This is a genomic window from Butyrivibrio sp. WCD2001, assembly GCF_000424485.1.
In the GTDB taxonomy this organism is placed as follows: Bacteria; Bacillota; Clostridia; order Lachnospirales; family Lachnospiraceae; genus Butyrivibrio.
This window is the reverse complement of sequence record NZ_AUJZ01000001.1, coordinates 163,669-187,325: the sequence shown is the minus strand read 5'-3', so window position 1 is coordinate 187,325 and position 23,657 is coordinate 163,669. Positions and strand designations below refer to the sequence as shown.

General features: G+C 41.0%; 18 protein-coding genes and 1 tRNA gene. 1 reads left to right on the top strand and 18 read right to left on the bottom strand.

Annotated features, from left to right (window positions below; all coding sequences use genetic code 11):
• Nucleotides 1–15 precede the first annotated feature (15 nt).
• The 18 genes from G630_RS0100835 to G630_RS0100750 all read right to left on the bottom strand — a co-directional run bounded on the left by G630_RS0100835 (nt 16) and on the right by G630_RS0100750 (nt 23,152).
• On the bottom strand, nt 16–2,592 hold the full coding sequence (locus G630_RS0100835; protein WP_026497442.1) for an ABC transporter substrate-binding protein: 2,577 nt from the start codon (nt 2,590–2,592) through the stop codon (nt 16–18).
• Nucleotides 2,593–2,635: 43 nt separating this feature from the next.
• Nucleotides 2,636–3,853, bottom strand: coding sequence for an ABC transporter permease (locus tag G630_RS0100830; RefSeq protein ID WP_026497441.1), 1,218 nt, complete (start codon nt 3,851–3,853; stop codon nt 2,636–2,638).
• Entirely contained in the window at nt 3,850–5,526 is a 1,677-nt protein-coding gene (locus G630_RS0100825; RefSeq protein ID WP_026497440.1) for an HlyD family efflux transporter periplasmic adaptor subunit, read from the bottom strand. Before G630_RS0100825 ends, G630_RS0100830 begins: the two co-directional genes overlap by 4 nt.
• Before the next feature lie 86 nt (nt 5,527–5,612).
• Nucleotides 5,613–6,566 carry a carbohydrate ABC transporter permease gene (locus G630_RS0100820; protein ID WP_022760089.1) on the bottom strand — a complete coding sequence of 318 codons (954 nt, stop codon included), beginning with the start codon at nt 6,564–6,566 and terminating at the stop codon, nt 5,613–5,615.
• A gap of 1 nt (nt 6,567) precedes the next feature.
• The gene (locus G630_RS0100815) at nt 6,568–7,602 is read right to left on the bottom strand and encodes a carbohydrate ABC transporter permease (RefSeq protein ID WP_242829880.1); all 1,035 of its coding nucleotides are present in this window, start codon (nt 7,600–7,602) and stop codon (nt 6,568–6,570) included.
• 3 nt (nt 7,603–7,605) lie between these two features.
• A complete protein-coding gene (locus tag G630_RS0100810) occupies nt 7,606–8,970 on the bottom strand; it encodes a PFL family protein (protein ID WP_026497437.1) in 1,365 nt (454 codons plus the stop codon).
• A 12-nt stretch (nt 8,971–8,982) separates the two neighbouring features.
• A complete protein-coding gene (locus tag G630_RS0100805; RefSeq protein ID WP_022760092.1) occupies nt 8,983–9,255 on the bottom strand; it encodes an ACT domain-containing protein in 273 nt (90 codons plus the stop codon).
• 24 nt (nt 9,256–9,279) lie between these two features.
• Nucleotides 9,280–10,077: an MBL fold metallo-hydrolase gene (locus G630_RS0100800; RefSeq protein WP_022760093.1), complete on the bottom strand. Its 798-nt coding sequence runs from the start codon at nt 10,075–10,077 to the stop codon at nt 9,280–9,282.
• Between the two features lie 74 nt (nt 10,078–10,151).
• On the bottom strand, nt 10,152–12,320 hold the full coding sequence (locus G630_RS0100795) for a cell division protein FtsA (protein ID WP_026497436.1): 2,169 nt from the start codon (nt 12,318–12,320) through the stop codon (nt 10,152–10,154).
• Nucleotides 12,320–12,928: a dephospho-CoA kinase gene (gene coaE / locus G630_RS0100790; RefSeq protein WP_242829879.1), complete on the bottom strand. Its 609-nt coding sequence runs from the start codon at nt 12,926–12,928 to the stop codon at nt 12,320–12,322. The genes G630_RS0100795 and coaE overlap by 1 nt, the downstream gene beginning before the upstream one ends.
• Complete coding sequence (polA, locus tag G630_RS0100785) at nt 12,915–15,644, bottom strand: DNA polymerase I (RefSeq protein ID WP_026497435.1); 2,730 nt, start codon at nt 15,642–15,644, stop codon at nt 12,915–12,917. The genes coaE and polA overlap by 14 nt, the downstream gene beginning before the upstream one ends.
• A 61-nt stretch (nt 15,645–15,705) precedes the next feature.
• Nucleotides 15,706–16,032 (bottom strand): zf-HC2 domain-containing protein, encoded by a 327-nt coding sequence (locus G630_RS0100780; protein ID WP_022760097.1) that lies wholly within the window; start codon nt 16,030–16,032, stop codon nt 15,706–15,708.
• A 248-nt stretch (nt 16,033–16,280) separates the two neighbouring features.
• Nucleotides 16,281–17,708 (bottom strand): glycoside-pentoside-hexuronide (GPH):cation symporter, encoded by a 1,428-nt coding sequence (locus G630_RS0100775; protein WP_026497434.1) that lies wholly within the window; start codon nt 17,706–17,708, stop codon nt 16,281–16,283.
• Between the two features lie 24 nt (nt 17,709–17,732).
• Nucleotides 17,733–19,217 (bottom strand): DUF6937 domain-containing protein, encoded by a 1,485-nt coding sequence (locus G630_RS0100770; RefSeq protein WP_026497433.1) that lies wholly within the window; start codon nt 19,215–19,217, stop codon nt 17,733–17,735.
• Nucleotides 19,210–21,702 (bottom strand): glycoside hydrolase family 2 protein, encoded by a 2,493-nt coding sequence (locus G630_RS0100765; RefSeq protein WP_049946025.1) that lies wholly within the window; start codon nt 21,700–21,702, stop codon nt 19,210–19,212. Before G630_RS0100765 ends, G630_RS0100770 begins: the two co-directional genes overlap by 8 nt.
• 231 nt (nt 21,703–21,933) lie before the next feature.
• Nucleotides 21,934–22,016: transfer RNA gene (locus G630_RS0100760), tRNA-Leu, on the bottom strand.
• 87 nt (nt 22,017–22,103) lie between these two features.
• Nucleotides 22,104–22,382 carry a hypothetical protein gene (locus tag G630_RS0100755; protein WP_022760101.1) on the bottom strand — a complete coding sequence of 93 codons (279 nt, stop codon included), beginning with the start codon at nt 22,380–22,382 and terminating at the stop codon, nt 22,104–22,106.
• On the bottom strand, nt 22,379–23,152 hold the full coding sequence (locus G630_RS0100750; protein ID WP_022760102.1) for an alpha/beta hydrolase family protein: 774 nt from the start codon (nt 23,150–23,152) through the stop codon (nt 22,379–22,381). The genes G630_RS0100755 and G630_RS0100750 overlap by 4 nt, the downstream gene beginning before the upstream one ends.
• Before the next feature lie 242 nt (nt 23,153–23,394).
• Here G630_RS0100750 and G630_RS0100745 point away from each other — a divergent pair, with 242 nt between their 5' ends.
• Nucleotides 23,395–23,595: a hypothetical protein gene (locus G630_RS0100745; RefSeq protein WP_026497430.1), complete on the top strand. Its 201-nt coding sequence runs from the start codon at nt 23,395–23,397 to the stop codon at nt 23,593–23,595.
• The last annotated feature ends 62 nt before the right edge of the window (nt 23,596–23,657 follow it).

The window sequence follows — 23,657 nt, the reverse complement described above, 5'->3', positions numbered from 1 at the left end:
CAAAGAAGCTTATTATCAGCTTATCTCGTTTACATAAATCTGTACACGGCTCTGAATGATATCAGCAACCTCCGCAGCAGTCTTCTGTCCGCTGAAGTATGCCGCTGCCTCTTCAAAGATAATGCTTGTTACAGCTTCATTTGCATTTCCTACCTGATCGATGCTGTTAAGGAAGTTCATCACCTCATTTACCTCATCATCAGTCATAGGATCAACAATTACCTCTGTATCTCCAACATACCAGGTATCATCATATTCAACTTCCTTGCCATTCTCATCGATATATGTAGGCTTCTTCTTAGCTTTCTCTGAAAGCTCATCCATCTTTGTCATACTTACAGGCCAAGCACCGTCAATAGTTTTCTGATACTCGTCTGATAGGAAGTATCTCATGAATTCCCAACAACCGTCCTTAACCTTAGAACTTGAGCTCATGGTGAGCTGAAGGTTGGGATAAAGCGCGGAGCCACTTCCGTTATCTGAAGGGAAGCCTACTGTCTTAATGGGCTTACCGAAAGTACCCTTTGCCTCATAGTTATAATCAGAGAAAGCGTACAGATATAATCTCTCTGCAAGTGCCTTATCAGTTCTGTAAAGAGCTGCTGTCTCATAATTGTAATCATCTTCTGAAAGCTCCTCAGGGAACTCATTTACAAACTCAAGAAGATGTGTAAATGCCTCTGAATCATAGCTGCAGGTAAGAGTCGACCAGTCGATGTACTGAGAACCGGAAAGACTGAGCGCCATCTCAAGCACTTCATCTCTTGTAAGAGGTCCGAAAATATTCTTGTGCTCGATATTCTTTGCCTTTACAAGCTTTTCAAGTTCATCGATAGTCCATGTATAATCATCATTTCCTACGTCGTCTGTAGCTGCAACAACTGTTTCAACATAGAAGCTGGGAATGAGCTTATACATCTTACCGTCATTCTTGAATGCTTCCATTACATGATCCATATACTTGACCTTGCTTAATTCTTCATCATTCTTGAAGTAATCTGTCATATCTTCAAAAAGTCCCTTTGAGATATAACTATCTACAGGCATATCGGAATCAAGAACAAGGATATCAGGTGCATTACCGGAAACAATGTCTGTATTCAACTTGTTTGCACCACCTGACATCTCACTGTCAGAGTCATATTTTGAGTAATCACTTATTACAATACGATATTTATCATTTGTCTTATTGAACTTAATTATCTGCGCTCTTACATCATAATCGATATAGTTACAGCCAAGAACAATCTGCTGTCTTTCGCTTACAGTCTTGGGATCAACCTTTGTAAGATATGTAAGGTTATACTTCATATCTTCTGTAGGAATAAGTGCAATTATCTCGGTATCGGAAATTGCTACCATCTGAGATACACCGTAAGTATCAATATCCGAATCAACGAAATTGAGGATCATTGAAACCTTTTCATCACCGAGCTTATAGGTATAAATACCCTCGGAACCTGATGCAAAAAGATCATGGCTTCCTGCACCTGAATAAAATGAGTAGTCATAGAAAGTTGAATCTACAGTTCCAACCTCAGTGGCCTTCTCGCCCTTTAAATCAACTTTATAAAAAGTCTGTTCGGAACCATTTACAAGCGCACCGAAGCTTCCGTCACCCAGTTTATACACATATGCTGAAAAACCATACTCTGTGTCAGCATTATCAAAAGCGATATCAGCGGTCTTGCTTCCATCTGCAGTACTGTATTTATGAACTCCGTTTGTATCGGATACAAGTAGAGTATCATTATCAGCAGCAATAAAAGAATTCACATAATAATATGAATCGGTTGTAGAATCAATCTCCTGTCTCCATACTTCTGTACCGTTGTTGTCATACTTGACCATGTAATAAGTATCTGAATCAACATTACTTGAAGATGACATGTCAACTCCGGTATCTGTATCGGAGGGCATAATTACATCACCCTCACCGCCTTCAGATGAAGTAGTATTAGTATCTTCTGTAGCATCCTGGCTTGTAGAAGCTGCGTCATCGGATGTACCCTCTTCATCTGCTTCGGAATCATCGGAAAGAGCTTCTTCCTCATCCTCACCGGAATATTGTGTAACATCGTCTTCAACCGATTCGGAATCTTCAATCTCTATTGAGTTACCATCCTCAAGAATAATCGGAGAAGAACCATCCAACCCCTGATCAAATTCAAAATCACCGCCACCCATATAGCCTGCATATTGGACTTCAAGGGTATAAATTGAACCATCATCGGTAAGTGCTGCGTTATACAGCAGTAAATTTCCTGAATTTGCGAGATCAATAGTATTTAAGTTACTTCCGTCTTTATCAAAAGTGAAAACAGTAGTTTTATTGTTTCCCTCATCGGAAACAGCAGTTCCTACTGCATAAATCTTATCTCCGAATTTGCCGAGAGCCGAAATTGATGATGTATCAATGCTCTCTCCAAGGTCAATCGGATTATCCTTAAACACATAGGCAGAAGCATCATGACTTGCCTGTTCCTCGGTCGATCCTGTCTTTTTCTTACCGCAGCCGCATCCTGCCATAGTTACAGCCATAACTACAGCCATTGAAGCGCTGAGTATCCTTTTTAGATAAATTCTTCTCATTAAATATCCTCCTTGTTTATCCATAAAACAAACTGAAAAACCGTCAAAAATATTTCCACTTTTCGTTATGATATTTCATGTTTGATTCAAGATTGTACTTCCAGTCGGCAGCTTTTTCAACAAGCTGACCTACAGTCCATTTCCTGTGTCTGTAAGCCTGTACAACAACTGTAGCTGCCATCAAAAACAAAACTACTGCGCAAACTATTTGAATAAGAAGAAGCACGGCCAGTATGTTTTCATAAGCCCTTGCATTATTCTCCCAATAGGGATAAATAACAGGCTTCGTCTGCATTCCTCTCATATTAAACTGTCCAATAAGCTTAAACAGATTAGGATCTTCGAATCTCGCGCTGTTATCGACAACCTCAACCTGGGTTGTATTAAGCGAGAGCTTCTCTATAACAAAATTAGCGGCATAGTTGTCTACGGTATTGGGCATAACAACTTCCATACAGACAATACCCTTGGCCTGTGTCTCAACATCAGAAGTGCCGCCTCCTTCCTCATCATCATTCTTGGATGCCACGTTGACCTTACCAAGAGAGCCGTCTGTCGAGAGAACGGAAGCATCGATTCTGCCATAGGTTGCAAGAGATTCAAATGACATGAAAATAGTAGGATATACCATACCGGCAGCCTTTACATATTTTCCGCTGTCCCTCTTTACAACACCAGCAATATAGTGAGGCACTCCTCCAAGTAAAATGGTCTCACCCACGATATCATTGGAGCCAAACAGCTGCCATGCAAGTTCCTCATCGAGAATTACATAATCCTTCATGACTATGTCACCGGTAAAATAGTTACCACTCATAACTCTCATCGGATGGAACTGAAAAAAGTCTCCTCCAACGCCGATACCAACTGCTGTTACAGATTTAAGGTCTCTCGTAATCTCTATGCTTCCCACAGCGCTGTAGCAGTAATTCCATACTGCACCGCCACCCTCTGTACTGGCATCTGCTTCCTGAAGTCCGTCAGCAATAAGACCTTTATTGATCTTATAAGCATATTCGTTAACCGTATCGATACTTACACCCTGATTCTCGGAAAAGAACATGCTGACCTGACCGCATCTGGTATCCCCTGACCATCTGTTACCCATCATCTGATCATACTGATGTCTTGCCATGAAATCTTTTTGGACTCCTAAAGCAAAGATGATAAGCGCAAGCAGGACCATAACAACAAAATATATGATCTGTTTTAATTTCAGATTTTTGAAAAATCCTATAATACTTTCTTTTAATTTGTTCATGAATTATTAGCCAGTCTTACCTGATCACCGGATTTAATAGGAGCTGTCGCTGTAGTGATCACATACTCATCACCCTCAAGGCTGCCGCTTATAGCTGCAGTAGTATCATCAGATCCAAGCACCTCTACATCAACTCTTGCAGCAATATATCTGTTTCCGAGAGGACTGGACTTCGACTTTACTATAAGGATAAATTTACCATTTGAGTCTTCTCTTACAGCTCCTGCAGGAATTGTAAGGTCATAGTTATCAGACTTCTGTCCAATCTGAAGACTTACTGACTGGCCGTTTTGTACTTCCGGACTTTCAATATTGAAAGTAAGAAGTTTCTTTGTATTAGGATTCTGCTGATCCGCAGTAATAGACTTAAGGGTTGCCTTAAAGTCTGTGTAGTACCATGCATTCTGAGGCTCAGCAATATCGCCAACCTTAAGGCGCTTTGCCTGATCCATGGTAACAGAGAAGCTTGTAACCATACCCTTGCCGTCAACCTGAATTGTTGCAACGGGATTCTCGGCATTGGTTGTCTCACCTGCTTTGAGGGCGAGCTCTGTTATTGTTCCGTCTACAGGCGCAGTTACGGTAGCACCGGTTGATTCCTTCTCAAGCTTCTCAACTGTTTCTCTCTGCTCTGCAATTGTATCTCTCTGAGCATCAAGCTCAATTTCCTTTGCAATCTCAGTAAGAAGCTCTGTTCTGTCTGTTGTTGCTCTCTCGAGCTCCTGAGCTGTCTTATTTTTTGTATCCTGAAGTGAAGCTGCCTTTCTCTGGTAGTCACTGTCAACCTGCCCTGCCTGGGTTGTGACCTGTGAAACATCTTTAGTACTGTATGCCTGTTCGATCTGAAGCTGATTCTTTTCAGCATTATACGCGTTTATTAATTCATCTTGCGTCCAATAAGCACTTTGCGCATTATTGTAAGCCTTTCTCATTTTCTTTTTCTTATCAGAATCAGATTCATTTTTGTAATCCTTATTATCATCCATAATTTCTTTCTGAGCTGTTTTTTCAGATTCTGCATCAGAAATAAGAATATCCAATTCCGTTAACCTAGCAGTTATATCTGCTTCTCTATACTGAGGCGTTGCCTCATCATAATTATACTGAGCCGCAGTATATGACTGTGCCTGAGACTGCGCATCAATTGTTGCCTGGGCTTCCTCATCAGCAAGCTTAGCAGCATCGTATCTGTCAGTTGCAGCCTTAAGCTTGGCCTGGAACTGATCCATTGTGAGAGTCTGACCGCCTCTGATACGATTTATAGCCTCATCTGAGAGATCACCTGAGAAAAGTGAAGTCTCATAAGTCTGTAAGAGCTCCTCCAGCTTTGTCTTAGCTTCCTGAAGCTCAGTTGATTCCTTATCTTCAAGGTTATAAATTACATCACCCTTTTTTACCTGGGCTCCAACCTCAACAGCAACGCTCTTTATTACGCGCTCCTGTGAAACCTTTACCGAATATGGATCCTTGGCTTCTACAGTACCGGTTCCTCTGATAACCGGTGAAATTGTTCCTTCCTGAATCTGCTGAATAGCAACCTCCGGAAGTGAAAAATTCATAATTGTGTTTGAGAAAAAAGTAAGCAATAACAGTATTGCCAGAAAGGCTATTGTTATATCCTTGATAATATCCTTTCTGCTTTTCTTTGGTCTCTCATTTCTAACTTCAGACATACCTTTAATTCCTCTTCCCTTAAAACTAAATCACGCCTGCTCTCCTCCTCTAGTTATGCAGGCAACGCCGTTACTGGCTGTAAAATCTATCCTTTTAAACCGCCCTGGTATGAAATACCTTCGATTAGGTACTCTTCGCCGTACAGGAAAATCAATAGCGGCGGCACAAGATAAATAACCGCTACCGCAAATGCCAGGCTTATTTCGCCTGAATTGATTTTCGACAAAAATACCGAAAGCGGATGAAGCTCGTCGTTGCTGAGCAGAATAAGCGGCTGCTCAACCATGTTCCAATAATCTATAAAAACCAGAATTGCGATAGATATAAGTCCGCTCTTACAAAGCGGTGCGCATATCTGGGTAAATATCTGCCACTCACTGGCTCCGTCAATGGATGCTGCCTCCATTACCTCTGCCGGAATTCTCCTGATAAATTTCGTAAGAAGATAAACCGCAAACGGTGAAAAAAATCCGGGCAGCCATATGGCCCATCTCGTATCAAGTATTCCGAGAGCCGATGATACCAGATAATTAGGTACCAATGTAACCTGATATGGCATAAGCATCATTATGATGTAAAGGAAAAATATTATCTCCCTTACCCTTCCCTTGTATCTTGCAAACCCGTAGGATGCAAGCATCGCCACTAGAAGCTGAATCACAAGGATCGGAACAACATAGATCATACTGTTCCAAAACTTAACAAGATATTCCGGTGATTTGAACAGCACAGTGAAATACTGACTGAATGTAACAATATCCGGAATAAACTTGAGGTTAACCGTTTTTGATATAAATACCTTTCCTCCGGTATCCGTCGTCTGAAAAACCGCACCGTAATTGGCACTGATTTCAGAAGAACTCATGAAGGAATTTGTAATTGTAAGTATTGTCGGCAACAGGAACAATGCCGCAAAAATCGCACATATAATGGTTCCTGCTATAGTACCGTATTTATATATTTTTTTCTTTCTTCTTGCCTTCCGAATGGCTCTTTCGTAAAACGCCGCTTCACCGGTAGGCAATTTAAGTCCTGCCATACTAGCCTTCTATATCCTTTCCATACCGGTTTTCAGTGTTAAACATGATAAGCATCAGAACAACAATTACCAATGCCATGATAATGGCCGAAGCCGAAAGCTTCTGGTAATCGACTGAGGCAAATGTATTATTCATAAAATGCTGCATCATATACAGCGTTTTATAAGGATAATCTCCGGTCATTAGATATATCTCTCTGAATACCTTAAAGGAATTAATAAGAGACATAATGGTAACAAACAGTATAGTGGATGAGAGATATCTCATCTTTATTGTCCAGAAAATCTGTCTGTCAGTTGCGCTCTCAAGCTTTGCCACCTCAATCAGATCCTTGGGCACACTCGAAAGAGCAGCCATGAACAGAATCATGTTATATCCGAGGTTTTTCCATAAAAACAGTGCAACAATAACTATCTGCGCCTTGTCTGATTTAAGCCAGTCAATCTTTGGTCCGCCGAAATTCATACTTATGACATTTATAATTCCGTTAAAATGGAACAACACCTGCCAAATAAGTACTATTGAAGCAATTGGAACCATCATGGGGCTAAGGAAAAAGCTCCTGAACTGGCTCTTAAACGGTATACCCGATTCCATAACGACAGCCAGGAACAGAGAAAGCGCCACCGCAAGAGGCACAGCTATTATCGAAAACATAAAAGTATTATATGCAGCCTGCCTGAAAGCATTATTAACAAACACTCTTTCAAAATTGAAAAAGCCGACAAACTCTTTCTGAATAGGATTGTTTACAACCGAATAAAAAACAACCACACAGAAAGGAATAACAAAGAATGTCAAAACTCCCATGAGACTCGGTAAAAGAAATGCCCATGAAACAGCAGTCTCGCGAATAGTCTTTCTAGTACTCTTTTTATAAGCAAGATGCTTTATTCTCTTAGCGCGGTTCACAATATTATTCTTTAATCCGCGATTTTGCTCATCGGTCTGGCCTGCAGCATTTCTTCTGAGAAACCTATTAAATTTTTCAGCTGATCCCGATATCTTTTCGGGAATCTTTTTCATTTTATCCATAAATCAGTTTTTAAAGCTATGTATCGGAGCCGGAATCCTTCCTCCTCTGTTAACAAATTCATCACAAGAAAATGTGTTGACGCTCATGATAGGACCAAATCCCAATAGTCCGCCAAAGTCCACAGTATCTCCTGCTTTCTTACCGATAACCGGTATGAGTCTTACGGCTGTAGTCTTCTGGTTTATCATGCCGATAGCCATCTCATCGGCAATAATTCCGGAAATGGTTGTACTTTTTGTATCTCCGGGAATTGCTATCATATCAAGACCTACAGAGCATACACAAGTCATAGCCTCAAGCTTTTCAAGTGATAAAGCTCCTGCATTAACTGCATTTATCATACCCTGGTCTTCACTAACCGGAATAAATGCACCTGACAAACCGCCTACATAAGAGGATGCCATTGCTCCACCCTTCTTAACCTGGTCATTTAACAACGCAAGTGCTGCAGTAGTCCCGGGTGCGCCCGCATGCTCAACACCAATCTCATGAAGAATATCAGCAACACTGTCTCCGATAGCCGGCGTGGGCGCAAGTGAAAGATCAACAATTCCAAAGGGAACTCCTAATCTTTCGGAAGCTTCCTTTGCTACAAGCTGACCTACTCTCGTAACCTTAAATGCTGTCTTTTTAATTGTTTCACAGAGAATTTCAAAATTCTCCCCGCGAACCTTTTCCAGTGCCGTCTTAACAACTCCGGGCCCGCTTACGCCGACATTTATAATTCTGTCGGCTTCTGTAACTCCATGAAAAGCACCTGCCATGAAAGGATTGTCATCAGGAGCATTGCAGAATACAACAAGCTTCGTGCACCCCGCACTGTCATTATCCTTAGTAGCCTCAGCTGTCTTAACGATTACGTCGCCAAGAAGTCTTACGGCATCCATGTTTATTCCTGTTTTGGTTGAACCTACATTTACAGATGAACATACAACATCTGTCTGGGAAAGTGCCTGCGGTATAGACTCTATAAGAAGTCTGTCGGCATCTGTCATGCCCTTACTTACAAGCGCGCTGTAACCACCGAGGAAGTTTATTCCAACATCCTTTGCAACCTTATCAAGAGTCTTTGCAATAGACACAAAATCCTCTGTACTCTTGCATGCAGCCGCACCGATAAGCGCGATCGGAGTAACGGAAATTCTCTTATTTACGATTGGAATACCAAACTCCTTGGCAATATCTTCTCCGGTCTGAACAAGATCCTTGGCGGATCCATAGATTTTCTCATATATATTTCTGTTTAATGTATCAAGGTCTGAGCTGATGCAATCCAAAAGGCTGATACCCATTGTAATAGTACGGACATCCAGATTTTCCTTTTCGATCATCTCGTTAGTCTCAGAGACTTCATTAATGTTAATCATTTAAGCTCCTTTTTAAATTCTGTGCATTGAATCGAAAATTTCTTCTCTCTGGCATTTAATTACAACGCCGATGTCCTCACCGATCTTATCCAGGGTGTCGCTTACTTCCTGGAAGCTTGCTTCACTCTTACTAACATCAACGATCATCATCATATTAAAATATCCGGAAACTATTGTCTGTGAAATATCAAGAATGTTGATACTGTTTTCAGCCAGAAAAGTACATACCTTAGCAATAATACCTACAGTATCCTTACCGACCACAGTAATAATGATTTTGTTCATAATATTTTACTCCCTTGTCTTTTCTCACACTTCAATAACAGGAGAAAGCTCATTTCTCGCTGCTACCATTATTGGAAAATCATTTCCGTGATATGGATTCTCACCCATTTCTATCTCAACCCTCACCGTCTCGTAAGCAAGCTCGGGCAGATTGTTCTCTTTACTCAGATGTCCGAGAAGAATTCCTTTAAGGCCGTCGTGCAAAATCCTGCACAGAAGTTCACCGCTCTTTTCATTGGACAAATGTCCTTTTTCCCCAAGGATTCTCCTTTTTAACTGATACGGATACGGCCCCGTCTGAAGCATCCTCACATCATGATTGGCTTCTATCAGTATTGCATCCATGCCTCTCAGGTTATCAACCGTATAATCATTGTAACATCCAAGATCCGTCGCGACTCCGATTTTCTTTTTGCCGCAGGAAACCCTGTACGCCACAGGTTCAAGCGCATCATGCATTATCGTGATCGGATTTACAACAATATCCTTTACCGGAACCTTTTCATCTGCTCGGATTTCATGAAACTCAGCAGAGAGCATTTCTCCCTTCTTATCACTTGTCCTGATTCCCTGTAAAGTTCCTCTGGTTGCATATACCGGAATATCATATTTTTTTAAAATAGTATGAAGTCCTGCAATATGATCTGAATGCTCATGTGTGACAAAGATCGCATCTATATCGGCCAGGGATAAATCCATTCCGGCCAATCCTTCTTCTATTCTTTTCTTACTGCATCCTGTATCTATCAGGATGTTTGTAGTATCGGAACCTATATAAATACTGTTACCGCTACTACCGCTTGAGAGGCTTGCAAGTCTCATCTAATGCAATCTCCGTTTCCATATTAAGTATAAACTGTGACGAAAATGTGTCTATCATATTAAGATTGTGTTATCTATTTCCAATAGACTTCAATTCTGTCGCCTTCATGTATCGCCTGCATATAATCGGGAGTACCGCCATTTAGTGTGGTTACTATCGATCTGCCGTTAGGTTTACTGAGGTCAAAATCAATAACATCAAATATATCTACAAAAATATAATCCGATTTTCCGTGAAGCACAATAGGCTCATTGTTAACTATTACATGAAGATCATGTGTAACCACGCGTCTGGTGGGTGCTGCACTCCTTACAGAAGAAGTAGTTGTACTTCCGCCGGAGATACTTACGCTGCCATCTTCATTCTCCTCCAGGTCAAGATCCGCATCGGCTTCGTAGGATGACTCCTCATTTTCCTGTTCGATGGCAACTTCATCGGCATCAGGGAAATTAGCATAATATTCCATGATAGCATCAGCGCCGCTCTTAAACTCAACCTTAAAGTTCTCGTAAACGGGAGTATCACCGTTTGCAACCTCATTATTGACAGTTATAACCATATCCTCAGTGAGGTCAATATCCAGAAGCTCCGCTATCTGAGCTGCAGTCTCATAATCAAGAATCTTTATCTCGTCTCCGGACTTAATATCATAAAGGCCGGTCTGAACTTCTCCGTTAACCTCAGCGGTTCTCGGTACGTCAATACTCTTTCCGTCTACAGTAATATTGAAGGTTCCCTTGAACTCAGGAATATCATTGATTTCACTGCTTCCTGCCTTACCGACTGTCGAGCTTGTAACTTCGATAATATCATTTGCATGAATCTTGGTATGAATATCTGCAGGTGATCCGTTAAGCGTGATAACAGCTGCCTCTCCGGGCTCACCTCTCACCATTCTCTCCTGGCCGTTAACGGTAAATCTCAATTCTTCGCCGCGCTTAGGGAACAGATCCTCGTTAGGAAAATCTGCCTGCATCGCAGCATCAACAATTGCAAGCTTACCGTTATCGTAAATTTTAGTCTGCTGTCCGTTAAAGGATACAAACACAAAGTTGTTGGACTGCTCATAGAAGCTTATACAGATACCGAGAGGTGTAACCATAAGTGAATCTCTCTCAATGGTGCTGTCTTCATTAAGGAATCGAATGCTCTTCATGACTTCTTCGCCTCGAAGCGCAACACGCTCCTCCGGAATCTTCATCTCTTTTGCCAAAGCCTTGGTGTACCCCGGTACACAACCGCCACCTCCGACAACGAATACCGCACTTACTGATTTATTGCCGTTAAGCTGCTTAATCTGCTGTGTTACCATCTTGGACATCTTCTCAACAAGAGGCTTAATCATTTTTGATATTTCTTTTGCCGAGATTGTCTTCTCAAGTCCCATGATATCAACATATTTAACCTGATCCATGTGACTTGCGTCAATTTTAATCTGATCCGCGGTATTGAAATCAACCAGGCAGTGCTGAGCAATAATCTCTGTGATGGAATCACCTGCAATTGGAAGCATTCCATAGGATGTAATTGTTCCATCATCCGTTATACAGATATCGGAGGTTCCTGCACCAACATCAACAAGTGCCAGATTAAGCATTCTGAACTGAGGCGGAATTGCAACCATCATAGCAGCTATAGGCTCGAGAGTCATATTTGCAACCTTAAGGTCTGCTCTCTCACAAGCCTTATAAAGACCGTCAACACAATCATCCGGAAGGAAGGTTGCAATAAGGTCAATTGCTACTCTTCCGGCATTATGTCCTTCTAGATTGGCAATCTGATAATCATCAAGATAATAATGCATTACAGAGTAACCAACCAGATAAAATTTCATATCCGACTGATTCTGCGCAAGGAATTCCTGATAGGCCTTCTCAACAGCTTTTGACTCAAGGTTATAGATTTCCTCCTGAGTAAGCTCTCTGTTATCAGTGAATTCTTCTTCAAAATTTGTTTTAATTGTACGAAGTACACGACCTGCGGCAGCAATACATACATCTGTCAGATGTATCTGTGTCTGCTGTTCAAGATTCTCCTTGACGTGCCTGATCGTAGCGCCGACCTTGCCGATATCATGTATCTGTCCATCGAGCATGGCTCTGGTCTCATGTTTCTCAACACACTGCGCCATTACATTGAAGATTTCATCCTCCATGTACCCGACTGTACCGACAACACTTCTGGTACCGATATCAAGACCGAATACTACGTTTTTCTCAGATTGTTCAACCATTTCAGCCATCAGTTTTCCCCCAGCTTCAAATCAATTTGTCTTTTAGTGTCGTTCTCATCATTGCTGTTATCTATTACAAAACTTGCATATTTACGGAATTCTTCATCGGAAAGCTGTCCCTTTATAATATCATCTATCTTCTCATCACTGTATCCGCGCGATTCTTTAAGGCGCTTTCTCCTGACACTCTCATCTGCGTAAATGTACCACAATTCATCCACGATTTTGTGATAGCCGTTTTCAATAAGAAGTGCAGCTTCTATGAAAAGATAGTCAAGCTTTCCTTCCGCTTTTTCTTTTTCTATTTCACCGAAAATATAATTATTTACCGCAGGATGAAGAATATCATTAACCTGCTTTAAGAGACTATCATCGGCAAATATCTTCGCCGCCATCTTTTTCTTGTCTATCTCTCCATCCGGTCCGAGTATATCCTCGGAAAGAAGATCAACTATTGGTTCATAGCAGCTCTGTCCCTTAAGCTTAATATCATTAGCCACTTTATCGGAAAAGATGATACGGCAGTTACAACTCTTCTCTATGTAGTTAAGCACTGTGCTTTTTCCGGCGCCTACTCCTCCGGTTACTCCGATTACTTTCACTCTACTTCGCCTCAAACCAGTCTGAACCCGTGTGACACTCTGCCTCGAGCGGAACAAGAAGATCAGCTGCTTTTGTCATCTCCTCTTCAAGAATAAGCTTTATCTTTTTCTCTTCTTCCTTCTTGGTCTCAATCAAAAGTTCATCATGTATCTGAAGAATCATTCTTGATAATAACTGTTCTTTTCGAATTCTTCTCCATACACGAATCATAGCAATCTTAATAATGTCGGCAGCAGTTCCCTGAATGGGAGCATTCATTGCAACTCTCTCTCCGAACTGTCTCTGCATGAAATTGCCTGACTTAAGCTCCGGCATCGGGCGTCGTCTTTTATAAAGAGTCACCGCATAGCCCTTTTCCTTGGCACTCTCTACCGCGCTGTCCTGATAATTCTTAACCCCAGGATAAGTTGCAAGATAGTCCTCCATGTACTTCTTTGCATCGGATCTGGAAATATTAAGATCTTCGCTAAGTCCGAAAGCACTTATTCCGTATACTATTCCAAAATTAACAGCCTTTGCGTTTCTTCTCTGGATATCAGTAACCTCATCGAAAGGAATTCCAAATACCTTTGATGCCGTAATCCTGTGAATATCTCTACCCTCGTGATATGCATCTATAAGGCCCTGATCCCCGGACATATGAGCCAGAATTCTAAGCTCTATCTGTGAATAATCGGCATCGGCAAAAACATATCCTTCCTTCGGAACAAAAACCTTCCTGATAGCTCTGCCGAGCTCAGTCCTCATGGGGATATTCTGAAGATTCGGTTCTGTCGAACTGATTCTTCCCGTAGCAGTTATTGTCTGGTTAAAACTGGTATGAATTCTATTGTCTGTATCAATATATGTCGCAAGACCATCCGCATAAGTGCTCTTTAACTTCGTAAGACCCCTGTACTCAAGAATATTCCTGATGATAGGATTCTCGGGAGCAAGCTTTTCCAGGACGTCAGCAGCAGTGGAATAGCCTGTTTTTGTCTTCTTTCCGCCTTTCAATCCCAGCTTCTCAAAGAGTATCTCCCCAAGCTGCTTTGGAGAATTGATATTAAACTCCTGGCCTGCCTCCTTATGTATAGCCTTTTCCAGTTCCTCGATTCTGCCTGTAAGGCGCTCACCGTAAACCTTAAGCTCTTCTCGTTTAACAAGGATTCCTTCTTTTTCCATGTCATGGAGAATATAGCTGAGAGGCATTTCAACATTATTCATCAGATCCTGCATGTCAGAGTCTTCCAGCTTCTTCTGAATAAGAGGAGCCGCTTTATAAGAAACATACGCAAGATATCCTGTGTACTCTTTTCTGAGATTTCTGTCTGCCGCAAGCGGAGATTCTTTTCCGAAAATCTGTGTCTTGGATCTTATTGTCATCTGCAGATATTCCGAAGCGATATCTTCCGGAAGGTAGTCGTTCTTTAAGGGATTGTTCAGATAAGCCCCGATAAGAATATCAAATGAGCCCTCTTTTTTCTTTTCGTAGTTGTCAACTTCGTAGGGTTTAAAATATTTATATGCATGCTTGATGTCAAAGAAAGAAAGTCTGCATTTCTCTGAAAGTTCCTCGAGCTTCTCCCCAACATAAGCGGATGTAATATCGTTTTCAAGTTCAAAATAAGAAGTCTTTTCATCTTCAAAACAAACACTGATACCAATAAGATCAGTTGACTCTGATGTGTCATCAAAAAGTGAAAGCTGTCCGATTTTTTCCCTCTTTTTTCCTGACGGGCTATCATCGGATAAAATTCCTATTCCGATAAACCGGTCGTTCCTTGATCCGGCATAAGACAAAGCAGCTTTAAATACTGCATCTGCTTCAGACTTCGTATTGATGTCTTTAAAATCAATCTTAATCTCTGTTTTTGTAACATCTCCCTCAAACTTCGAAAGGAGATTGCGGAAATTCAGTCTTTTAAAAAGCTCATAAGCTTCGCGATTAAAAATGTTGTCGATTGTGGCATTTTCGAAAGAGTAATCAAACTCGGCATTCACATCGATTGTTGCGAGAGTCTTACTCAAATCGCATAGCTCCCTGTTAGCCGCAAGCGATTCTCTTATTGCCTTCTTTGATATATTGTCAAGATTGGCATATATATTCTCAATAGATCCGTAAGTAGTCATAAGCTCAATTGCAGTCTTCTCACCGACCTTGGGAACCCCGGGAATATTATCCGATGAATCTCCCATAAGGGCTTTAAGCTCTATAAACTGAACCGGATTTACTTTATATAAAGTCTCGACATCACCTGCAAAATAATTCTCGATTTCTGTTTTGCCCTGTTTTGTCTTGGGAATACGAACGCAAATATGATCCGTTGCAACCTGCAAAAGATCCCTGTCACCGGAGACAAGTCTGACTTCCATGCCTTCTCTCTCGCCTCTCTTAGCGATAGTTCCGAGAATATCGTCAGCCTCAAGTCCTGCCTTCTCCATACGGCAAATGTTCATGCTGTCAAGAACTTCCTTCATCAGCGGCACCTGCTGTCTGAGTTCTTCCGGCATTGGCTTTCTGGTTCCCTTGTACTCGGCATATATTTTGTGTCTGAATGTGGGTTCGTGGACATCAAAAGCAACAGTCAGATAATCCGGCTGTTCCTCATCAATCAGTCTGAAAAGAATATTCAGAAATCCATAGACTGCACCTGTATGCAGGCCTTCTGAATTAGTAAGATCAGGAAGACCGTAGAAGGCTCTGTTAAGTATACTGTGTCCGTCTATCAGTAATAATTTCTTCCCCATTTTAAAAATATCCCCAACTAAATAATATTAAGCAAATAAAATCTATCCGTTGTCCTTATTCTCAGCGAAGCGCGATTGAAAGCGCAATCGCTGCTATAATTTCAGCAACGACCATAATCTGCAGAAAGTATGCGGTCTTCAATAATCTCTTACGCATACGAAGTCTTACCCAGGCATCATTCGTAGTGGACTTCAGTTCTTTCGTAAGGTTAAAAGTACTACCATCCTCAAGTCTCTGAATACCTGTTTCTATCAAAAACTGTATAGTAAGTTCTTCCTTACAACTTCTGCAGGATTCCATATGATTCAAAAATGACTCAAGAGAATAATTATCCAATTCATCAGCTAAAAAGCCGGGTATCATTCTCTGAAATTCTTTGCAATCCATAGTATCGCCAACCCCAATATCTTGTATGAACATAATATCGCAAAGCATACTATTAAACAATATCTAGCATACACCAAAACAGTCAATATTACAATCGGTTAAACTCCCTATATGACGGAAACGGAACTATAAATCACATATGGTGCAGAAAAATATATGGCACCAAAATCTCGTTGCTTACGCATAATCGATTTTGGTGCCATACACTTTTCTTTATATATATTCTTTATATTTCCGTTTCCTGGCTATTACTTTCTCCCCGCGATTTCGGAGGAGATTTCTTCGATTTTCTCATCAGTCAAGATGTACTTTTTCTTAAACCAGAAGATCGCGAAAAGGATTCCGATAACAGGAATGATTGTCATTGTCATGCGAAGCCCCATCTTCTGCATGATATCCACTCCCTGTGAATAGTCTATGTCTGTTGTGGTTTCTGCAGTATCATTGCTTAGCTGCAATATCTGGAGCGCAAGAGCAGCAATAAATGCCGATACTCCGGACGCAAGCTTTACCACAAAGGTTTGCATGGAAAATATAACAGATTCATCGCGGCGGCCGTTCTTAAGTTCACCGTAATCAACAGTGTTTGCAAGGAATACGGTTGTAATAACCGCAAGCATTCCGTTTGCAGAGAAGATGAAAAACGACGGAATAAAGAGGATATATACGTTATCCATTTTTGTTGATGCAAGTACAAGAAGCGATATATATCCTGCAATAGCCATTCCCATGCTTATGAAGTAAATCTTTATAGATGTAAAGAATCTTCTTAGGAATGGATATAAAAGCATCATTGCCAGAATCTGAATTCCGCCGCCAAAGGTTGAAAACAGTGTGTATGCACCTCTCCAGCCTACTGTTCCGAAATCGTATTTAAAGAAATAGATTACAAGGTTTGATGTAATGTAGATTGAGCAATTAACGATTACGATAGCTACAACTACTGTCATTGCCTGATCATTCTGAATAAGTGCTCTGAACATCTCTCCTATAGATGCTGTTTTCATGTCAACTGTGGATTTTTCCTTAACATTGATACAGCATATTACAGTAAAGAGCACAAACAAAGCAGCGATCACAATTGTAAAATATGAAAAACCGATTCGTTCTACATCTCTATCGGTGATGTCCGCTCCTCCAAAGATATGGCCAAGAGCAGAAACAGACATTACTGTTATGATTGTAATTATCGCGGAACCAACACCTGCGCATGAACGAGCGAGTGTTGTAAGCCCCTCTCTTTCTTTTCCGCCCTCAGTAAAAGCAGGTATCATTGACCAATAGGGAATATCCATCATCGTATAGGTAACACCCCAAAGTATATAGGTTACAGCCGCATAGGCTACAAGCCCGCTTCCCGACAAAGTCGGCGGTGCTGAGAACATCAGATATAGCACTATGGCATTTGTTATAGTTCCGATAAGAAGCCAGGGTCTGAATTTTCCGAATCTGGTCTTCGTCTTAGCAACTATAGCTCCCATTATAGGATCATTAAATGCATCAAAAACTCTTGCCACCATAAGAATTACACCCATAGCGGCAGCACTAACCCCAAGAATATCCTGGAAGTAATACAAAACGTATGAAGCGGAAAGCATGTAAACCATGTCTTTTCCGACTGCTCCAAGACCATAAGACGCCTTTGCGGCTCCGGACAATTTGTTATGTTCGCTCATTACTTTTTAACCTCTCAAATCAAATTACTTGTTGTTATTTTTCATCCCCATGGCAAGCTCCACAACCTTGTAAGCTCCGTCATAGAGACCTGCCTTTTTATTTTCAACAATATTGTTACACATATCATCGAGCAGCGATGTATGCAGGAACTGGCTCAGCATCTGTACTGTATGCGGAATGTCTCTACACTCAAGTGTTCCGTCTCCCACCTCGGCAGAATGTATAGCTCCCCACATCTCATGCTTTCCCACTCTCTTTATAAACAACTTGGGAACAGGATAAAATGCAAGTTCACTGGGTTTTGTAACAAGTACATCGCAGCTTCTCATAAGGAGATTGGTACAGTAAACAGCTTCAAAAATGTTCTCATGCCAGAAGCCGTGAATACCGGTCACTTCATTGGAAGGATCAAGCGCATCAGCCGCAAATTTTTCTGTATCCGCAAAATCTCCGAGGTGCTCGTGGATGAAGGAACTCATTCCCGGAATCTCTTTTTTCAGATCCTCCCAGACCTGTCTGTAATCACCCACATTTACATATAAAGCTGCTTCATTCTTCTTTATCTTCGGAAGCAGATACTTTATTATTGCAGCAAATATCTCCTTTTGTGCTCCGGCTCCGCCAATTGTAAGAAGGAATCTCATTGGCTTTTTGTTTTTCCTCCTGTCACATCTGGCCTTACAGTCATTCTCAATATTTGAAACAAGTTCATGGTCAATATAATGTCCGGTATAAACAAGTTCCTTTCCCGGCATTGCCTTGCAGACCTTATTCTTGTTCATACCGTTAAGTATTCTGTAGCCCATATATGCATTTCTGCACTGTATTGTATGAACAGATCCTTCAGAAAAATGAAGTGCCATCGGCCAGTTATCGGGAACCGCATTGACTACATACTTCATACCGGCATGGATCGCAGCCTGAGCAGGCCATACATGTGTTGCAATAACAGGAATATCCTTTGGCACATTTTTATAAACAGGTGCCATCAGCTCAGCATTTGCCTGATCAGCCGCATTATATGAAAGAGCTCTGAAGCCTTCATAGTTTACAGGCTCCCACACTAGTTTGTTGAAAATAGGATTTTTTGAAAGTCTTGATCCAAGAGAATACAAGTCATTCTGAGCACTTATCAGCTTCGTGCAGGTTGTATGCGGATAGGAATTAAGATCCATCCAGTACGGTGTATATCCCATATACTTAGCACATGAAGCCATTGCCATGCTGATTCTGTAATGTCCAAAGCCCATTCTGATATTTCCTACAATAAGTCCTTTTTCCTCATCGAAAGGCAGTGTCCCGGAAACATCAGCATTTTCAGGCAACACCTCGATATTTTTAACCCCGAGACTCTCTCCTATGTATTTATTCTCTGTTATTTTGACAGGGTAATTTGCTTTGGAGTCATCTCCGAATTTTTTCTTGTTCTTTTCTTTTGTTTTCATTGCCTTCCTGTATACTTTTTCAGGCATTTCGTTTCCGAAAATTATCTTGGATTTCTCAGACATTACCATTTATCCTTTCACTAATTGTAAAACTTATTTCTTTCTTTATTTTCTCTCCGCTCGCACGAAGACTTATTATCAGCTTACCTGTAGAACCCTGGCGCCTCTTGGATTTAATATAGGTCCCGGCCATTCCGCCTCTGAGCGGCACCGTTCTGGGGCCGATAATCTCAATTGCACCTTCTGTCTTAAGCTTGCAGGGTTCGGCAAAAAACGGTAAAACATTTCCATTCTGGTCAACAACTCTTATCCTCACCGATGCCACATCGTAAGATCTGCCCTCCATAAGCTCAGTGTTACTAACCACAGTTTCAATGCTTATCCCCTTTACCGTCTCTTTTACGATTGTTGCTGCAACCTCGCCATTCTTAATAGCCTCAAATTTAAACGATGTTGCCTCGCCGCCCCAGTCACCGATGTATTTCTGGTACATATCAACTATGTCCTTAACAGACATCCTATGGAAAAGCATCATCTCAAGACCGGTAATCTTATCGCCAAGAGATAGGCTCCCCATGCCGTGGCGTGCAGCCTGGTTTAGTGCATGCTTAACTTTTCCTGCAAAGTATTTTGAGAACTTTTCATTTTCCGCAAACTCATCACCAATAAAGTCGTCCACAAGTATTGGACCATGTTCAATATTTCTATAAGGTGACGCACCTGGATAATACTCTTTTATAAAAACATCGTTCTTATACATTTTTACGGAATCCGCATTTGTAAAGAGCCAGATATCACCGCGAATGCACTCGGGATGCTCTCCGATATCCATAGCAGATGACAGTTCCAGTACTGTCTTGTCATTTCCCTGCATTGCATATCCGTAAGCAGCAAGCTTGGGATTCCTGAACATGTCCATCACGCCGTGATAACAGATTCTGTCGCCCGAACCGAAATCCTTGTGGGTGTTGTAGTCAAACATGCACCAGCCAATGCCTCCGGCTATGTCCCTCTCACCTGCTATAGCATCCATGACTCTTATATGTCTCATCGCATGTTCGACTCTTGTATCTTCAGGATCGAAAGCTTTTGTCGGATACATATGTCCGTTATACTCTGTTACCATGTACGCCGAAGACATATCCGGTGTTGCCTGTCTCTTTTTAATGCAACCGGGCGTTTTCCCGTTATGTGAAAAGTCATTTAATGTATATACATCCTCAAGAAGATGCATTTTTGTAGCCGCTCTTACTCCTCCGGTGGCTCTCGAAGAATCAAGCTCATGAGCGATATGATTTGTTTTTAAGTAAAAATCATCATCATCTGCAGATTCATTAATTCGGACACCCCAAATAAAAATCGAAGGATGATTCCTGTACTGGAAAATCATTTCTCTTTCATTCTCAAGAGCCTGTTTTTTCCAATCCTCATCACCTATATGTTGCCATCCGGGTATCTCGGTAAATACAAGTATTCCCATTCTGTCACAGGCATCCATAAAATCCTGAGACTGCGGGTAGTGGGAAGTTCTTACGCAGTTAAGACATAAGTCTTCTTTTATTATTCTCGCATCCTCTATCTGCATCGAGGCAGGCATTGCATATCCAACATACGGATAGGACTGATGTCTGTTCAAGCCGCGCAGTTTGAATTTTCTTCCGTTTAGATAAAAGCCGTCTGCCTTAAAAGAAGCATTCCTGAATCCAAACGTTATAATTTTCTCATCAATGAGCTGATCATCTCTGTATATTCTTATGATGAATTTATAAAGTGCGGGATTTTTCACATCCCACAAGACAACAGGAAGAGTATGATAATCAAAGGTCATCTTATTTTTTGCAGCTATCCTGTTTAGTTCAGTTTCCTCTGCATATTCATCATTTGCATCCTTGGGCAGCTCACCTGAAATTCTTTTTAGTGACTCGGTTACAACACAACCGGTAAGTGATCCCTTGATTCTGAATCTCGCACGTAGGAAAGCTCCGACAGATCTTGGTGTAACATCCTTCTCCTTAAGCGAAACGTTCATAACCTCAGGAACTTCTGTATATACAAACGCTCTGGAAATATAGGTCTTATCGGTTATTTCGATAAATACATCTCTGTAAATACCTCCATAAGTCATATAATCCACCACAAACCCGAAGGGCGGAACATTCAGAGATTCTCTACTGTCAAGCTTCACAACAATTGTGTTTGGTTCGTCATAACGAATATGCTCGGATATATCAAACTCAAAGGCTGTATAGCCGCAGGAATGTGTTCCAAGAAGCACACCGTTAAAATATACCGTAGCTTCATGCGCCGCACCTTCAAAATGAATTGCAACTCTCTTGTCCTTCCAATTATGGTCTGCCCTGAAAGTCTTGCGGTAGCAGCTCACCATCTGATAAACAGCATCATCAAAATAATTGAAAGATGTCTCTGCAACTGTATGTGGGATTCTTATATTTTGAAATCCTGTATCCCTGAAATCTGAGCTGATCATACTCTCATCAAATTCGCTCTTAAATTTCCAGTCATTGTTTAAATAGATTACTTTTCTCATCAGGCTTATCCTCAATTGTGTCCGGAAACGAATTGCATGTATTTACGTTTCCACATGTTTATAGTAACACTCCACGCGTGGAGAAACAAGAAACGAAATGTGCAAATTTCGTTTCCGCATTTTGTGCAATAATACTATATTCCAAAAATATATATGTAAGGGGAATAATAATCTGAATTAGCAAAAGAAAAAGACATCCAAACATATACTGCCTGAATGTCATAATAATAGTGCCGGCGGTGGGACTTGAACCCACACGCCCGTGAGGACAACAGATTTTGAGTCTGCATCGTCTGCCATTCCGACACGCCGGCCTATGTGCAAAAATCTGCGACTCACCTATGTTAACATATCAAAAATGGATATTCAAGCACCAAATGGACATATTATCAAAAGAGCCGTCAACTATCCCATTCTTCATACTCGAAAGCGGTTTCTTTTCTTCCTGCCTTTTTCCCAAGGAAGTAGAATATGCCTGCTATAACAAGCACTCCCACGAATACGGAAAGTCCGATTATAAGCAGGTTCTTCTTATCATCATCAAGATCATCGAAACGATCCTGCGCATATGCGCAAGCACTCTTAGCCTTGGTTCCTGTAAAAGAAAGAACCTTTTCTGCACTCTTTTTAAGTTCATCAATATCGATATCCTGTATTTTTTTATCAAACAAGCAACTCATAATAATCCCCCTTTACATGGCTCATCCATGTTCTCCTGAATAAATGATATCATTTCTTTGCCGGCTTTCACAACCTCTTTTCCATAAAATCCATGACCGGCATCAGTTATCTGTATGATTTTGGCTGCAGGAAAATTCCTTCTTGCATCAAGACTGTATGAAATCGGAACAACCTGATCGATATTGCCATGCAAAATAAGTACATTCCTGTCATATTTGCCCATACAGTCATGTATATCAAGAGAAAATGCATCCTCGTAGTATCTGCGCCCTACCGGAAGACCGAAAACAGTTGTTGTTTCCTCAATCATCTCTTTCTTTGGATATCTGTTTTTAGCATCGTCAAAAAGAATATATGCAGGATATAGAAGCACCATAGCCCTGATTTCTTTAGGTGTTTTGGAAGCTGCAATAGTCGAAGCTACGCCTCCCTGGCTTTCTCCCATAAGAAATATATTCTTCCTGTCTGCAAAAGGTGCTTTTCTAATATTTTCAACCACAGCTTCTATGTCCTTGCTTTCTGTGAGCACAGACATATCAGTCATTTTACCGTCGCTCCTGGACGATAGACCACCGCCGCAGAAGTCAAAGATATAACACCCTATCCCTTCCCTTACAAGAAGTTCCGCATAAGGCCTTGTTCCTTCCCGGCTTCCCCCGAAGCCGTGCGCCATGATCACTATGGGATATCTTCCCTTAGCATCATCAGGCAAATATAGTTCCCCAGAAATGTGATACCCGTCTCTCTCCACTATATATGTCTTTTGCATAGCTGCCTCACATATAATACAGAACCACATTTTTCCGATAACTATTTTATCAAAATTTCATACAATTAACAAGTTTTGGGGCATCTATAAACGGTTAAAAAAACATAAAAATAATCTTCAAATTTTCGAAAGAAATCTATTGAATTAATTCAAATATGTAATACAATATATAGTAGTTGAAGGGGAATTATTTCAACTATATGTATGTATATGTTGGATTTTACTATTTTTGGGGGTTCTTTATGTCAGCCATTTTAACAAAAGAATTTGATATTGATATGACCAACGACAGCGTTATCGATTATACACTTATCAGACATATGCTTCGTTCCATAGGCATTAATCACTGGTCTGTATCCAAGGCAATGGATGAATATGATGTGCCTGAAGATCAGCGTGACATTTATATGGAGACTATTGCTGACAAGTTTTTTGTCAGCTGATACGATAGTATAACCCTATTCCATAAGAACAAAAACGGACATTTTTGAGAAAATGTCCGTTT

Coding starts and splice junctions, on each gene's coding strand:
- G630_RS0100835 (WP_026497442.1), bottom strand. CDS start 2,592: ATGAGAAGAATTTATCTAAAAAGGATACTCAGCGCTTCAATGGCTGTA.
- G630_RS0100830 (WP_026497441.1), bottom strand. CDS start 3,853: ATGAACAAATTAAAAGAAAGTATTATAGGATTTTTCAAAAATCTGAAA.
- G630_RS0100825 (WP_026497440.1), bottom strand. CDS start 5,526: ATGTCTGAAGTTAGAAATGAGAGACCAAAGAAAAGCAGAAAGGATATT.
- G630_RS0100820 (WP_022760089.1), bottom strand. CDS start 6,566: ATGGCAGGACTTAAATTGCCTACCGGTGAAGCGGCGTTTTACGAAAGA.
- G630_RS0100815 (WP_242829880.1), bottom strand. CDS start 7,602: ATGGATAAAATGAAAAAGATTCCCGAAAAGATATCGGGATCAGCTGAA.
- G630_RS0100810 (WP_026497437.1), bottom strand. CDS start 8,970: ATGATTAACATTAATGAAGTCTCTGAGACTAACGAGATGATCGAAAAG.
- G630_RS0100805 (WP_022760092.1), bottom strand. CDS start 9,255: ATGAACAAAATCATTATTACTGTGGTCGGTAAGGATACTGTAGGTATT.
- G630_RS0100800 (WP_022760093.1), bottom strand. CDS start 10,077: ATGAGACTTGCAAGCCTCTCAAGCGGTAGTAGCGGTAACAGTATTTAT.
- G630_RS0100795 (WP_026497436.1), bottom strand. CDS start 12,320: ATGGCTGAAATGGTTGAACAATCTGAGAAAAACGTAGTATTCGGTCTT.
- polA (WP_026497435.1), bottom strand. CDS start 15,644: ATGGGGAAGAAATTATTACTGATAGACGGACACAGTATACTTAACAGA.
- G630_RS0100780 (WP_022760097.1), bottom strand. CDS start 16,032: ATGGATTGCAAAGAATTTCAGAGAATGATACCCGGCTTTTTAGCTGAT.
- G630_RS0100775 (WP_026497434.1), bottom strand. CDS start 17,708: ATGAGCGAACATAACAAATTGTCCGGAGCCGCAAAGGCGTCTTATGGT.
- G630_RS0100770 (WP_026497433.1), bottom strand. CDS start 19,217: ATGTCTGAGAAATCCAAGATAATTTTCGGAAACGAAATGCCTGAAAAA.
- G630_RS0100765 (WP_049946025.1), bottom strand. CDS start 21,702: ATGAGAAAAGTAATCTATTTAAACAATGACTGGAAATTTAAGAGCGAA.
- G630_RS0100755 (WP_022760101.1), bottom strand. CDS start 22,382: ATGAGTTGCTTGTTTGATAAAAAAATACAGGATATCGATATTGATGAA.
- G630_RS0100750 (WP_022760102.1), bottom strand. CDS start 23,152: ATGCAAAAGACATATATAGTGGAGAGAGACGGGTATCACATTTCTGGG.
- G630_RS0100745 (WP_026497430.1), top strand. CDS start 23,395: ATGTCAGCCATTTTAACAAAAGAATTTGATATTGATATGACCAACGAC.